This is a genomic window from Exiguobacterium sp. Helios (assembly GCF_014524545.1).
In the GTDB taxonomy this organism is placed as follows: domain Bacteria; phylum Bacillota; class Bacilli; order Exiguobacteriales; family Exiguobacteriaceae; genus Exiguobacterium_A.
Genome location: NZ_CP053557.1, coordinates 428,523 through 443,381, shown reverse-complemented (window position 1 = coordinate 443,381; position 14,859 = coordinate 428,523). Strand labels below are relative to the sequence as shown.

The 14,859-nt window shown below is 49.7% G+C and carries 13 protein-coding genes; 7 read left to right on the top strand and 6 right to left on the bottom strand.

The window, feature by feature from the left end; all coding sequences use genetic code 11:
• Window positions 1-301 precede the first annotated feature (301 nt).
• The 3 genes from HNY42_RS02435 to HNY42_RS02425 all read left to right on the top strand — a co-directional run bounded on the left by HNY42_RS02435 (window position 302) and on the right by HNY42_RS02425 (window position 4,488).
• On the top strand, window positions 302-2,068 hold the full coding sequence (locus HNY42_RS02435) for a CDP-glycerol glycerophosphotransferase family protein (protein ID WP_251138825.1): 1,767 nt from the start codon (window positions 302-304) through the stop codon (window positions 2,066-2,068).
• The gene (locus HNY42_RS02430; RefSeq protein WP_188005008.1) at window positions 2,065-3,123 is read left to right on the top strand and encodes an acyltransferase family protein; all 1,059 of its coding nucleotides are present in this window, start codon (window positions 2,065-2,067) and stop codon (window positions 3,121-3,123) included. Before HNY42_RS02435 ends, HNY42_RS02430 begins: the two co-directional genes overlap by 4 nt.
• 168 nt (window positions 3,124-3,291) lie before the next feature.
• A complete protein-coding gene (locus HNY42_RS02425) occupies window positions 3,292-4,488 on the top strand; it encodes an MFS transporter (RefSeq protein ID WP_131973428.1) in 1,197 nt (398 codons plus the stop codon).
• A gap of 82 nt (window positions 4,489-4,570) precedes the next feature.
• Here HNY42_RS02425 and HNY42_RS02420 read toward each other — a convergent pair whose 3' ends face one another.
• From HNY42_RS02420 to HNY42_RS02410, 3 genes are all read right to left on the bottom strand, one after another.
• On the bottom strand, window positions 4,571-4,903 hold the full coding sequence (locus tag HNY42_RS02420) for a hypothetical protein (RefSeq protein WP_131503222.1): 333 nt from the start codon (window positions 4,901-4,903) through the stop codon (window positions 4,571-4,573).
• Window positions 4,904-4,995: 92 nt separating this feature from the next.
• Complete coding sequence (locus HNY42_RS02415) at window positions 4,996-5,448, bottom strand: DUF4385 domain-containing protein (protein ID WP_131503221.1); 453 nt, start codon at window positions 5,446-5,448, stop codon at window positions 4,996-4,998.
• Between the two features lie 45 nt (window positions 5,449-5,493).
• Window positions 5,494-6,117 carry a TetR/AcrR family transcriptional regulator gene (locus tag HNY42_RS02410; RefSeq protein WP_188005400.1) on the bottom strand — a complete coding sequence of 208 codons (624 nt, stop codon included), beginning with the start codon at window positions 6,115-6,117 and terminating at the stop codon, window positions 5,494-5,496.
• A 111-nt stretch (window positions 6,118-6,228) separates the two neighbouring features.
• On the opposite strand from HNY42_RS02410, the gene kynU reads away from it, so the two are divergent.
• From kynU to kynB, 4 genes are read left to right on the top strand one after another with little or no spacing between them, the layout of a single operon-like run.
• The gene (gene kynU, locus HNY42_RS02405; protein WP_188005007.1) at window positions 6,229-7,506 is read left to right on the top strand and encodes a kynureninase; all 1,278 of its coding nucleotides are present in this window, start codon (window positions 6,229-6,231) and stop codon (window positions 7,504-7,506) included.
• 9 nt (window positions 7,507-7,515) lie between these two features.
• On the top strand, window positions 7,516-8,898 hold the full coding sequence (locus HNY42_RS02400; RefSeq protein WP_188005006.1) for an amino acid permease: 1,383 nt from the start codon (window positions 7,516-7,518) through the stop codon (window positions 8,896-8,898).
• Between the two features lie 20 nt (window positions 8,899-8,918).
• A complete protein-coding gene (kynA, locus tag HNY42_RS02395) occupies window positions 8,919-9,758 on the top strand; it encodes a tryptophan 2,3-dioxygenase (protein ID WP_188005005.1) in 840 nt (279 codons plus the stop codon).
• A 13-nt stretch (window positions 9,759-9,771) separates the two neighbouring features.
• On the top strand, window positions 9,772-10,395 hold the full coding sequence (kynB, locus tag HNY42_RS02390) for an arylformamidase (RefSeq protein WP_131503217.1): 624 nt from the start codon (window positions 9,772-9,774) through the stop codon (window positions 10,393-10,395).
• Between the two features lie 46 nt (window positions 10,396-10,441).
• Here kynB and HNY42_RS02385 read toward each other — a convergent pair whose 3' ends face one another.
• From HNY42_RS02385 to cydD, 3 genes are all read right to left on the bottom strand, one after another.
• Entirely contained in the window at window positions 10,442-11,092 is a 651-nt protein-coding gene (locus HNY42_RS02385) for a cyclase (protein ID WP_131973431.1), read from the bottom strand.
• 165 nt (window positions 11,093-11,257) lie between these two features.
• Window positions 11,258-12,976: a thiol reductant ABC exporter subunit CydC gene (cydC, locus tag HNY42_RS02380; RefSeq protein WP_188005004.1), complete on the bottom strand. Its 1,719-nt coding sequence runs from the start codon at window positions 12,974-12,976 to the stop codon at window positions 11,258-11,260.
• Window positions 12,973-14,703: a thiol reductant ABC exporter subunit CydD gene (cydD, locus tag HNY42_RS02375; RefSeq protein WP_188005003.1), complete on the bottom strand. Its 1,731-nt coding sequence runs from the start codon at window positions 14,701-14,703 to the stop codon at window positions 12,973-12,975. Before cydD ends, cydC begins: the two co-directional genes overlap by 4 nt.
• Window positions 14,704-14,859: the final 156 nt, after the last annotated feature.

Here is a 14,859-nt window from a genome sequence, read left to right as displayed (position 1 = left end):
CGCAAAGGACCCACCCAATAGACAATGGCGCTGCCATGGGTCGCTTCGCTTCCCTCCCTTGTAAAAAAAGTTTTTTGTTGTTTCCACTTACCAGCGATGTGGGTATGTCTCACAATATGTCTTCTTTCGACGATTCTATCCACCTAAAGCAAAAAAAATAGATAAAGTTCTATTTTTTTTGCTTCATCACGATATAATGATGGGTGATTTCTAATATCACTATACTATGTTCGTGATGATTTTAAAAATCTGTCATTGTTGTGTAAATGCATTGTAATCATTTAAGCGAGGAGAGATTGTTTTGGCAGAAGAAACACAGATGCCGATATTACAGGCACACGTTAACTATCTAGAACTGGCGGGAACAAAATTCCGCTTCGAGGCTCGTCTTTTCGGATTAACTGATTTCCTTCAGGCCGAACAGCTGCTTTTTGAGAATCCTGCTGTCCCTGAAGTCACAGAAGAAACACAACCGGAAGATGAATACATCCAGTCCGAGGCGCCGGCGGAACCGATCCCTTTAGAACGGGCTATCATTTTCCGTAACAAACGAAATAAACGGACATTCATTCTTCGTTTCCCGTTTGAAGGTGACTGGACAGAAGAAACATTCAGCGGAGAGCTTGATCTCAATCACCTGACCCCGACCGGGCGCCCGTTGCCGATGGGTTATTTCGATGCGTTCTTCGGAATCGTCCAAGGAAAATCAATTTTACATGAAGCTCCATTCGGTGATACACGTTCCTTGATTCCGATCATTTACCGTGTTGAAACAAAACATAGTAATGTCTTGCTCAAACTCGAATATGAACTGGTCGTCCAGTATTCAGAATACAGCAATACCCTAGGTTTTCATTCCCTTAAGCAAGGAGAGACGAAACGTTTTATCCGCTTGATTGAAAAATTCAACAAAGCGAAGAAGAATTGGCGGAAACGCGCGTTTAAATTCCGTCGCTTTACATTCAAGAGTATTTACAATGTCACGAAATGGACGCAACCGATCCAAGACAACAAAGTGGTATTTGCTTCGGATTCCCGAAGTGATGTCAGCGGGAATTTTGCCTATATCTTAAACGAAATCGAACGCCGGGATTTGAACCTTGACGTTAAAACGTTCTTCAAACCTAATTTGCAGTCCCGTCGCGATTGGCGTGACAAATTTACATTGCCGTATCATCTCGCGACGGCCAAAACGATTTTAGTTGATGATTTTTATCCGATGATTTATCCGCTCAGCATCCGGAAAGGAAGCGACCTTGTTCAAGTCTGGCACGCAGTCGGAGCCTTCAAGACATTCGGATACAGCCGTCTTGGCAAGCCGGGTGGTCCAAGTGCCAACTCGCTCAGCCACCGGAACTACACGAAAGCCATCGTCAGTTCGCATAACGTCGCCCGTCACTATGCGGAAGGATTCGGATTACGGGAGGATCAGGTCATCGCAACCGGAATTCCCCGGACAGATATGTTCTTTGACCAAACCTACATCGCCGATGCAAAAGAACGGATTTACGAAGAATATCCTGTCTTTAAAACAAAAAAAGTCATCATGTTCGCACCGACTTTCCGTGGGAACGGCGCGAAAAGTGCCCATTATGATTTCAGTCAACTCGATTTGGATGCTTTGTATGAAGCTTTCCATGAAGACTATGTCTTCGTTTTGAAGATGCATCCATTTGTCCGCCGCCGGATGGAGATTCCGGAAGTCTATGCTGACTTCTTCCTCGACTTGACGGATCATCGGGAAATCAACGAATTACTGTTCGTCTCTGATATTTTGATTACCGATTATTCATCGACGTGTTTTGAATTTTCACTGCTCGACCGCCCGATGTTATTCTTCGCCTATGATTTGGAAGATTACATCTCAAAACGTGACTTCTATTATGACTTTGAAGAATTCGTTCCGGGACCAATCGTCCGTACCTCGGAAGAGTTGATTGAACGGATTAAGAACGAAGATTTCGAGATGCAAAACGTCAAAGCCTTCGCGGAATACTTCTTCGAGCATCAGGACGGAAAGTCGAGCCAGCGTTTCGTCGATCAAATCATCCTTGGAGAAAACAAATGAATCCAACACCAAAACCAATGACCTTTTCCTATGATCATTGGCTCGGGAACTACAAAGTGCTACTGATTTTCATGGTCGTGTTCGGACACCTGATTGAAACGTTCCGTAATCTTGATGGAAACGATCCGGTCCAAATCGTCTACAACATCATTTATTTACTGCACATGCCGGCCTTCATCTTCATGAGCGGATATTTTTTCAAGGAAGTCAGACCAAAACGAATCTTTTCGTTTGTCGTCCTTTATTTCATTTGGCAATCGATTCATGAAGTCTATCTCGCTTATGTTAATGAAAAGACAGTCGATGGATTAGTGGATGGTCTCCTGCATCCGCTCGTTCCGAGCTGGACACTCTGGTACTTGCTCGGAATCATTATTTGGCAAATCGTGACACCGGGATTCCTGACCTTACGTTATCCGTTGTTGATCAGCATTGCGTTTGCTCTGCTGATTAATGCTAATCCGGGTTCGATCACGAACTTCCTGTCCTTACAAAAGGTCATCAGTTTTTATCCGTTCTTCTTGATGGGATATCTCGTCAAAGAACGGGGATGGCTCGCGGACGGACGGATTCGTGACCGGATGACGTCCCCCATTGGTCGTTTGACCGGATTACTCGTTTCTGTTTCCATCGCCATCGCTATGGCCATTTGGACAAAAAACGGATTCGATACGGTTTGGTTGTTCTACCGGGACACGTACGGTGAATTTGATGTCCCGGTACTCAAAGGCGCATTAATTCAGCTCTTTTTGTACGCGGTCAGTACCGTAATGATTTTTTCTGTATTAATGATGATTCCACACCGTTCCTTCGGTGGTCGGTTTGATCAAATCGGGATTCAGACGTTGGCGATCTATCTGTTACACTCGTTCATTGTCCGGCTGTTTCGGGATTCGGTTCCACCATGGATTGCCGAGTCGCCGGTGCTCCTGATCGGTTCATCCTTCTTGCTCGCCCTGTTCTTCGTTTGGATTTTATCGAGTCGTCCGGTTGTTCGACTGTTTCGACCGTTATTGTCACCAAATGTCAACTGGCTGTTCAAGAAAACATCGTAAACTTTTCTTCAAAAAAAGCACCTGATGCCAGGACCAGATCTCGCTTCTTGAGATTTGGTCCTTTTTGTATCGGTACGATAAAATTGACAGGGTCTTTGCCTTGAAACTAAGATAGTAGAGGTTGCTATAATAAACGCTTACACAAGCGTGCAGAAAGAAGGGATCCCCTTGCAAGCGGATCAACGTAAAAAATTAACGGTCCTGATGATTAATATGTTCATCGCCGTCGGGAGCTTCGGGATCATCATTCCGATTCTGCCCGCTTACTTAGCTTCAATCGGTCAAGGCGGTACAGCTGCCGGTCTGATGATCGCGATTTTTGCCGGCGCCCAGCTCGTCATGTCCCCGGTCGCCGGGAAATGGGCCGATCAATACGGTCGCCGCAAGATGATCATCTACGGTTTGATTGGACTGACGTTATCGATGTTCGTCTTTTATTTCTCGAACTCGGTTACGATTCTTTACATCTCACGGGCCATCGGCGGTGTCGGTGCGGCGCTTCTGATTCCGGCAATCTTTGCCTATGTTGCGGATATTACGACGATGGACCAGCGCGCGAAAGGCAACAGCTTCGTCTCTGCTGCGATGTCACTCGGGATCGTCATCGGTCCCGGGATTGGCGGTTTCCTTGCCGAGTTTGATTTAAAATTACCGTTGCTTGTTTCGGCACTCGTCTCACTTCTAGCCGTCTTATTCAGTGTCATTCTTCTTCAAGAAAGTGACGTCCACGATGCGACGGCGATGGCACCGGACGAAGGCTCCATGTGGAAAAAGCTTGGCGCATCGTTCCATAAGCCGTACTTCGTTCCGCTCGTCATCACACTCGTCATGAGTTTCGGATTGATGGCCTATGAATCAGTCCTCGGCCTGTTCGTCGACAACCAGTTTGGCGCCTCTCCAAAAGACATCGCCATCATGGTGACGTCGACCGGCATCATCAGCGTCATCGCTCAGATTTTCGTCGTCGATAAGTTATCACGCAGTCTCGGGGAAGGCAAAGTCCTGAACATCTTCCTGTTGATCGCGACGCTTGGCTTCTTGTTGTCACTCCTGACAGCAAGTTACGGCGGCTTCTTCGCCGTCACACTCGTCATCTTCCTTGCGACGTCGATCCTGCGTCCTGTTTTGAACACGATGATTTCAAAACTGGCCGGAAACGAACAAGGATTTGCGATGGGGATGAACAACGCCTACATGAGCATCGGAAACGTCCTCGGTCCGACACTGGCCGGACTGTTATATGATGTCAACATTCTTTACCCGTTCATGCTTGGACTTGTCTTCCTGGCCGTGACACTGATCGGATCTGTCATTTGGCAACGCCGTCAGTCCCGTTTGATTAAAAAGATTGAACAGACATCTTGATTCAGATGTCATAACAAAAGCAGGAGGTCGTCCGATTGGATTGTCGGAGAACCTCCTGCTTTTTTCATATGGTATGGAAACATCAGCCATGCAACGTCGTCCGGTCCCACCAAAGCGCCTGCAGGAAGCGGAGGGTTTTGACAAACGTTTCGACGACGAGCAATACAAGTAAAAATGCCGTGAATCGTAAATCAAGGACATGATTCAGGACTAGTCCTAACAGGAGCGTCGTCACGAAGACACGTCGTGTCAGCTCAATTGAAGATACCTCGAACGTCGTGACGATACTGAGTCCGATACTGTATACCAACAGGCCGACCAAGATGCTGACAGGGACGGTTTCCGTTGTATAATCGACTAGCAGATACATACTTATAATCAATCCGATCAAAGCTACCCAGTACGTGTATCGCATAAATGTTCCTCCCTTTTGATCACATCATAGCAAATTCTGAACCCTCGATTTTCAGTATATCGAAACAGGCGAACGGAAAACTGAAAATCCTTTTATCCGTACTGTTTTTGATGAGCTTTCTTTAATTTTAAGTACTCTTCATCCGCCCGGATCAAATCCCATTTTTCTTGAAAGATTTCCGCGGATTTTGCTTTTTCCGGATCAATTTCCCGTTCGTTTAATTCACCGGTCTCTTTATTTTTGTATTTGCGTCCGCCTTTGTAATTCGTATAACGGCGTGCCCGCGTATGCCCCATTTGGATGAACTTTCGTGCCATGTCCATTCCGACGAAATCTCCGGCCTCTTTATAGTCGAGGTACATCTGATAAATCTTTTCGGAAGATTCTTTGGCAATTTCCGGCGTCTTGAACCGCCAGTGCGGTAGGATTTCCCCTTTATACGGTTCGACGAGCAACACACCCTGTTCGCCCCGCCCGACCCGGTATTTTTCCGGTTCCTTCCGAAAATCCGTCGTCTTGAAGTCCAAATCGTAATCAAATGCCATTTTCACCGCCTCCTTCTATTGAAAGATTCCCGGGAACGTCCGGCTTTAATCGTGTGGATACAGTCCGGTCGTATAGACCGCCGTCAATGTCTCGGCGATTTCTTCAATCGTCGCCGTCGTCTCTTCCCGGACGACTTCGAACAAATACATTTCATTGGCGAAAAACCAGCCGCGTGCGACGAGTGTCGGATTCAAGTCGGGACGCGCCAGTCCCGCCTCTTGCGCATAGTGAATATCACGACTGATCCGTTCAATGAAGCGCTCGCGAATCTGTTTCCACTTCGTCCGGATGACATAGGATACCCCGATTGCCTGCTCGACGACCCGGAGCATCTCCCGTTCCTGTTCAGCAAGCTGTAAAAACGCCGTTGCCTGCTGCTCGATTTGCTTTTTGGCCTCTTCAGCTGTTCCGGGCTCAAACGGCTGTTCCGCCACCAGGTGAAAACGATCCATGACGTCTTCCATCAGGACAATCAGCAGTTCATCCTTCCCTTCAAAATGAACGTACGCCGTTCCATAGCCGACACCCGCCCGTTTGATGATTTGTGAAATCGTCGTTGTCTGAAAGTCATTTTCAAGAAAGACAGCCCGTGCTGCGACAAGCAGTTTTTCCCGGGTCCGGACTGTCCGCAAATGCCGTTTGTCCATTTTGGATTCATTTGATTTCATCATAATCAACTACCTCTCCTGATTCTCTATCCGATAATATTGACATAGTGTCAATTTGTTTGCTACGCTTTTGTCAAAATTGATTACTGATTCATTTAAGGAGGAACGGACATGGCATTGACCGCTAAGCGTGAAGAAGCAATCGAACGAGACGAACAGGATCGACTGGCCCCTTACCGGAACGAATTTTATCTGCAGGAAGGTTCGATTTATATGGATGGCAACTCGCTTGGCCTGTTGTCGAAACGGGCGGAAGCCACGTTACTCGAATCGCTCGCCGATTGGCGGGAACTCGGGATTGACGGATGGATGAAAGGTCGGCACCCCTGGTTTGACTTGTCGGAAAAACTGGCTGCCTTGAACGCACCGCTTGTCGGTGGACGTGCGAATGAAGTCATGGTGACCGGTTCGACGACGGTCAATCTGCACCAGCTGGTCGCGACCTTCTTTGCTCCGTCCGGACGACGGACGAAAATTTTAGCCGACAGTTTGACGTTCCCGTCTGATATTTATGCGCTGCAAAGCCAGCTCCGGTTGCGCGAACTCGATCCGGCGGAACACCTCGTTCAGGTCGAAAGCCGCGACGGACGGTTTCTTGATGAAGCGGACATCATCGCCGCAATGACTGATGACATTGCCTTGATCGTTCTGCCGACCGTTCTTTACCGGAGCGGACAAATTTTAGATATGGAACGGCTGACCCGCGAAGCCCATGCCCGCGGGATCCTGATCGGCTTTGACGGCTGTCATTCCGTCGGCGCGATTCCCCATGCCTTTCATGACTGGGGCGTCGACTTTGCGTACTGGTGCAACTACAAACATTTGAATGGCGGTCCCGGTACGGTCGGTGGATTATTCGTCCATGAACGTCATTTCGGAACATTGCCCGGTCTGACCGGTTGGTTCGGTTCCCGTAAAGACAAACAATTTGATATGAATCATACGATGACACCTGCCGAAAACGCCGCTGCCTTCCAAATCGGCACACCACACGTTTTAAGCCTCGCCCCGCAAATCGGTGCGCTCGAGTTGTTTGCAGAAGTCGGCATCGATGCCGTTCGGACAAAATCACTGGCACTGACCGACTACATGATGGCGCTCGTCGATCAGGAATTGACGCCGTACGGCTTTGTAATCGGAAATCCGCGTGACGACACACGACGCGGCGCTCACCTGAGTCTCGAACATCCGGAAGCGGCACGGATTTGTAAAGCGCTGAAAGCCCATCAGGTCATTCCTGATTTCCGGGCACCGAATATTGTCCGCCTGGCCCCTGTTGCCTTGTATAATAGTTTTGAAGACGTCTATGAGGTCGTTTCGATTTTGAAAACGATCATGGACGAAAAACAGTACGAACAATTTAAGAACGAACGCGAAGTCGTCGCGTAAGGAGGCTTTATGAAAGAACATCCTACTGAATTACGGCGTGACTTAAAAACACGCCAACTGACGATGATTGCGATGGGCTGTGCGATCGGAACCGGTCTTTTCCTCGGAAGCGGTCTCGCGATCAGTCTTGCCGGACCGAGTGTTCTCGTCAGCTATGCAATCGGCGCTTTCATCGTCCTGCTGTTGATGGGCTGTCTTGCGGAAATGACCGTCGCCCATCCGACCTCCGGCTCATTCGGCACGATTGCTGAAATGTACATCAGTCCCTATGCCGGTTTCCTTGTCCGCTATTCTTACTGGGTCGCCAATGTCTTGGCCATCGGCGTCGAAGTCAGTGCCATCGCCATCTACATGAAATATTGGTTCCCGGACGTCCCCGGTTACATCTGGATTTTCGTCTTCGCAGCGGCGTTGATTTATATCAATGCCACGACCGTCAATACGTTTGCGACGTTCGAATACTGGTTTTCTGTCATTAAAATCAGTGCCATCCTGATGTTCATGATTCTCGGTGCGTACCTGGTCTTCGGAAGCAATTCACCTGAGATTGGTCCCCAAAACTTCACGAATGACGGCGGCTTCATGCCGTTCGGTTTTTCCGGTCTTTGGATTGCCGTCTTCATCTCGCTGTTCAGTTTCCTCGGAACAGAATTAATCGCCGTCACAGCCGGCGAAGCAAAGGATCCGGATGTTGCCGTGCCGAAAGCACTGAAGGCAACGGTCTTCCGGCTGTCGACGTTTTACGTCATCACGATTGCTTTGATGCTCATGATCGTTCCGTGGAAACAGGCCGGCGGTGTCGATGAAAGTCCGTTCGTTAAGGTCATGGAAATGTTGTCGATTCCCGGTGCGGCCGGCATCATGAACTTCATCATCCTGACAGCTGCGTTATCGGCGATGAACAGTCAGTTGTACGCTTCAACGCGAATGATGTATTCATTGTCGAAAGCAACTTACGCCCCCCGGATCTTCAGTCGTCTGAATGCGAAAGGCGTGCCGCTCTTTGCACTCGCTGTGTCGACACTCGGCATATTCCTTGCTGCCGTCATCAGCAGTCAATCGAGTGTCTCCTATCCGTTCATGATGGGAATTTCGATGTTCGGGGCCATCTTCACCTGGTTCATGATTTTCATCTCTCATCTCTATTTCCGGAAAGCTTGGGAACGGGACGGTGGACGGAAACTGCCGGTCCGGATGATGGGCTATCCGTATTTGACGGCGCTCGGTGCCCTCTTGTTATTTGCACTGGTCATCACGACCTGGTTTACCGATTTCCAGATCGTCTTGAAGTTTGGTATTCCGTGGTTGATTTTCCTGACGATTGCCTATGTGTTCTGGAAACGCAACAACCCGCCGCAAGCGGATCAGACAAAACGTTCACAATCACTTTAACGTAAAGGGGAACGATTGGAATGAAACAGACGGATGCGACGAAGATTGAGGAAACGATTCAAACCGACTTTAAAAAAGACATGTCTTACGGAGATTATTTACAGCTCGACTCCCTTTTGACAAGCCAGCAACGGTTGTCGAATCATCATGACGAAATGCTGTTCATCGTCATTCATCAGACAAGCGAACTGTGGATGAAATTGATTTTACATGAGATGACCGCTGCCATTCAGGCAGTCGCCGACGATCAGCTCGAACGGTCGTTCAAGATGCTGGCCCGTATCTCAAAAATCCAACAACAGTTGATTCAGTCATGGAGTGTCCTCTCGACACTGACACCGGCTGAGTATCTTGAATTCCGTGACTCGCTTGGGCATTCGTCCGGATTCCAATCCTACCAAAACCGGCAAATCGAGTTTGCGCTCGGCTTCAAGAACGCCCAAATGCTTCGGGTCTACGAACACGAAACGGCGTTGTACGCTCAATTGAACGATGATTTAAAAACACCGAGTATCTATGACGAGACTGTCCGGGCGATGCATCGACGCGGCTTACAGATTGATGAGACCATTCTCAACCGGGACGTCACCCAGGACTGGGAAGCGAACGCGAGTGTCGAAGCCGCTTGGGCGACTGTCTATCAGGATGTCGAACAGTACTGGGATCTATATGAGCTCGGTGAAAAGTTACTCGATATCGGCAGCCAGCAACAAATGTGGCGCTTTAACCATATGAGCACCGTCGAACGGATCATCGGTCAAAAACCGGGAACGGGCGGTTCGTCCGGTGTCAGTTATCTGCGCCGTGTGCTCGACCACCGGTTCTTCCCGGAACTCTGGTCGGTCCGGACAAAACTTTGAGGGGGAACCTGATATGAACCGTTGGATAGATGTCTCACAACCGTTAACCTCGTCTGTTACGACATGGCCGGGTGATACGAAATTTAACTACACGATTAACTGGAGTAAAGCCGATACCGGCTCCGTCAACGTCGGCCAGGTGACGATGAGTCTGCATACCGGTACTCATATCGATGCTCCGTTTCATTTTGACGATGCCGGTCAAAAAGTCATCGATCTTGATCCGGATCTCTATATCGGTCATGTCCGCGTCATTTATCTGCCCGGCCGGACCGAACTCGTCGCAAGCGACCTTGATGCATTTGATTTAACCGATGTGCGCCGGCTGATCATCAAAACAGACGGTTGGGTCGATAAGTCGATTTTCCCGGAAACGATTCCGGTCCTGACGCCGAGTCTTGCCGAACGCCTTGGAGCACTCGGGATTGAATTAATCGGACTCGATTTACCGTCTGTTGACGCGATCGACAGTAAAGAGATGGCGGCCCATCATGCGCTCGCCGCCCATGGAGTTCACATACTCGAAGGGTTAGTCCTCGATACGATCACTCCGGGTGATTATCATCTCAATGCTGTTCCGCTTCCACTCGTCGACGGTGACGGCAGTCCCGTCCGTGCACTGATGCGACCGTATTAAAAAAAACCGACAGAACGCTCTTCCAAGAGTTTTCTGTCGGTTTTTTTCAGTTTTCCTTAACCGGTACGGGGAACAACACTTCTTCCGTCCGTTGCATGATCTGTCCGAGTACTTGCAGGGACGGACCGACCTCAAAATCGAGATCAAGGGAATGATTAGCCCCTTTTATTTGTTCCAGTACGAGGTTCGAGCTGCCGCACCGTTCCAACGCTTCCGGACTGAACTGACGATCGTGGTCACCGATGACGAGTAATCCATGATGCTGACTGTTCGCAATCGCTTCGACAATCGCCGGATCTTTTAAGAGTGGCGTCAGAAGGACAACACGCGCTTCCGGAAACAGTCCGCGGTGCATCATCGATACAAGCGGTACCGTTCCAAGCGATTTGGCAATAAAGTGAATCGTTTTATATGTACGTGAATGTAACACGTCCTCGATGACCGCTTCAATCCGCCTGCTCACCTCCGCATCTCCCTGTTCGTCCGGCAAGCTGAACAAGTCGTCCGAGACATACTGAATCTCAATCACGTTCACGCCCCGCTTCAATAACATCATCCGACTAAAGTAAAAGTATGGATGGTCATACGCATAACCTGCGCCGGACAACATAAAGCAGACCTCATCTGACTCGGAATAATAGTGATTATAGGCAATCGTTTGATCGTCCAGTTGTACCTGACAACGGCGAATCTCCATCAATGCTCCCTCTTTATTTTTTCCTTACTTTACCATCCGATAACGAAACCGTCCATTAAAATTCCATTTCCTTGTCATCGGAGCTTAAGACCACCGTTTAAAAATTTGTGATTCCTCAAAAAAAGCCACATCCGACACTCTGTTAGCGTGGATGTGGCTGTTGGTTCAGCGGACCAGTTGATCCGGTGCAAAGACCGACTGTTCGACTTGTTTTAAAGCATAAAAAGCACCTTGGTTGGCCATCAAATCAGCATACGTGCCGACTTCGATGATTTGGCCCTGTTCCATGACGACGATTTGGTCCATCGTCTCAAGACCAGCCAGCCGGTGGCTGACAAGCAACAGCGTTGAATCCTCTGCACGGGAAAACAGGTGACGTAAAATCATCTGTTCCGTCAACGCATCGACCGATGAGGTCGGCTCATCCAGCAGATAGAGTGGTGTCTGACGCAAGAAGATCCGGGCAATCGCAAGCCGTTGTTTTTCACCGCCGGACAGGTTTTCCCCTTTTTCAAGCACCCTGTCGTCGAGTTCAAGTAAAGAAAGACCGACGTGTTTGAGTGCTTCCATCATCTGCTTATCCGTCGCTTCCCCGCTTGCCAGCTTCAGATTGTCACGAATCGTGCCGTAAAAGAAATGATTTTGTTGCAGGACGACATTCGTCTGTCGCCATAATGCTTCCGGATCAATTTCTTGACCGGATGTTCCTTCGATCCGGATCCCGTCGACTGGATACATCCGCAACAACAGTTGCAACAGCGTCGATTTTCCGGAACCGCTCGCTCCGACAATCGCCGTTTTACTGCCGGCAGGGAACGTCACGCTGACGTCCCGTAAGACAGGACGATCCTGACCCGGAAACGTGAAAGTGACGTGTTCCGTGCTCAGTTCCGGAGCCTGCGTCAATTCAAACGGACGGTATTCCGGTGTCGTTGTGGCTTCGACGACGTCATCAAGACGACGTGCCGCATGACGGCTGTCTTCAAAAAATCCGGGTAAAATCGCCATCGGTGCGGCATTTTCAAACACCGTCAACGAGGTCATGACCAGCAATGCGAGGAAAACGCCGTCGAGTTGTCCGTCAGCGACCAGATATGCCCCGAGTCCGAGGACAATCCAGGAAATAACTAACGTCGCCAGTGTATTCAATGCAAGGTTCGAGACCGCATGCAGTCCGTTGCGTTTTTCTTCCGCCACGTACCGTGCGGCAACGGCATTCAGCTCCGCTTCCTTGTTCCCGAGTTGCTGATAGATCTTTAAGTCACGATAACCTTGGAACAGTTCCGTCACTTCCGTCGACAGTTCCCCGCGTCGGGCCCGGACGGACCGGGCAAACCGTTGTTCCCGGTAGGCAAACCAGCCGGGAATGACGAATCCCGTCAAGATCAGACCAAACACGAGGACAAGCGCGACACTGAGTGAAAAGAAACTGACGAAAAAGATTGTACACAGAAAGACGAGCACTAAAATGATCGGTGGATAGACGACGCGCAAAAACGTATTTTGCAGACTTTCGACGTCCCCGACAATCCGGGCGAGCAAATCCCCGCTCCGGTACTTGGCAAAGATACCCGGTGCGAGTGGTTCCAGCCGTTTATAAAACGTCGTCCGCAAGTCACTGAGGATCGTAAACGTCGCCCGGTGTGAGTAATACCGTTCGGCGTACCGGCTGACAGCCCGCGTCAGACTGGAGATTTTCTGTAAGGCAATCAAAACGGCAAGTGTCTGAATCGGCGGCAACAGGGCGGCTTTTGAAATCAAAAAACCGCTTGCTGCGAACAAGCCGACTGCCGTGATTCCGGCCAAAACACCGAAGACGATCGAGAGCACGATGTCCCGTTTCTGGTGCAGCATCAAACGAAAAATTCCTATTAACTCTTTCATCGTGTCTCCTCCCCCCGTTGAACGGCACGCATCATCGCATATTCCGATTCACGTCCAAGTAATTCTTCATGTGTCCCCCGGTCGACAATCCGTCCGGCTTCCAGCACGACGATTTGATCCGACCGTTCAATCGTATGCAGACGGTGGGCGACCGTGATGACGGTCGCTTCACGTCCGAGAACAGTCATCGCTTCCTGCAACAACCGTTCCGTCTTCACGTCAAGACCGGTCGTCGGTTCATCAAACAAGATGACATTCGGTCGTTTCAGGAAGGCACGTGCTAACGCAACGCGCTGCTTTTCGCCGCCGGATAAGCCGCGTCCGCCTTCTCCGATTATCGTGTCGAGTCCGTTCGGCAACTGTCCGATCAATTCGGTCAGACCGGCGTCCGATGCCGCCTGTTCAATCGCAGCCCGCGATGCTTCGCGCAATTCACCGATGGCGATATTATCCGCCAGCGTCCCGGCATAGAGATACGGATGCTGCGAGATGTAGCTGAGCTGGCTGAACCAACTGGATTCCGTGATGGTCTGACGATCTTGACCGTCAAGCAACAGCTGTCCGTCCTGCGGATCGGCAAGGCCAGCCAGCAATTGGAGGACCGTCGATTTTCCGGCACCGCTGCGGCCGATCAAGGCAACCTTTTGATACGGTTCAATCGTCAAATTCAACTGTTCCATCGCAAACCGGGCATCGCGGTACGAAAACGCGACGTCTTTCAGTTCAATTCGCGGCGGACGGGCTGCCGGCAGTTCCGTTCGTCCGAAAGCGACATTCCGGTCGTCGTCCGTCAGTTCGGCCGCAATCTGTTTCGCGGCGGCGACACTGCCCCGTCCGGTATGGAAAGCAGCTCCCATCTCTTTTAACGCCAGATAGTATTCCGGTGCCAGAACCAACATCAAGAAGGCCGGCACAAAGGTGATGCTTTGGAACAAAATCAACCGTAAGCTGACTTCAAGCGCAATCATCCCCATACTGAGCATCGAGATGAATTCGAGCATCAACGACGACAGGAACGCGAGTTTTAAGACGGTTAACGTCGCATCCCGAAATTCGAGACTGCTTCGTTCAATCACGTCCTGCTGAGCTTTCGCCCGCCCGAATAACTTGAGCGTCGTCAATCCTTGTAACGTATCGAGAAACGTACCAGAAAAGGCATTCATCTTCTCAAGCTGCGTATCGGCCCGCTTTTGCGTCATGATCCCGATGACGATGTAAAACAACGGAATGAACGGGGCGGTAATCATCATGACCAGTCCCGTGACCCAGTCATAGCTGAAGGCGGCAATCAAGACCATCAACGGAACAATCGATGTCTGAATGACCTTCGGCAGGTACTGGCTGTAATAGCTGTCCATCTCATCGACGGAATCCATCAGGATACTGACCTTTTGTCCGGATTGTCCTTCAAGCATCGACTCGACAGAGTTTCGTGTGTATTTCGCGACGAGCGCCTGACGCAAATCTTGTTTGACGCGTGCCGCAAGACTCGTTCCGAGGCGCCCGTTCCAGTACGTGACGCCGACGCGCAGGACAAGCATCCCCAATAGGACACCGAGCAACGGAATAACTGCCGCGAACGGATCCCCTTGCAGAAAAATCCGGTCAACGATGATGACAATCAGATAGGATTGTCCGATGACGGCGACTCCCATCAGGACGGCGGCCAGCATCAGTTGTATAAAAATCGTACGCGGAATCGTAATAATTCCTTTGAGTGGATTCATAAGAAAACGTCCTTTCACTAAGTGTGAACGACTTTTAGTGAATATTTTCACATATCGTACATTCAGTATACCGAATCCATTCTGTTGATGCCACGGGTATGCTGTCGAAAAGGTGTGACGGTTTTGTGAGGGACCTTTTGTTGGACAATTGATTTA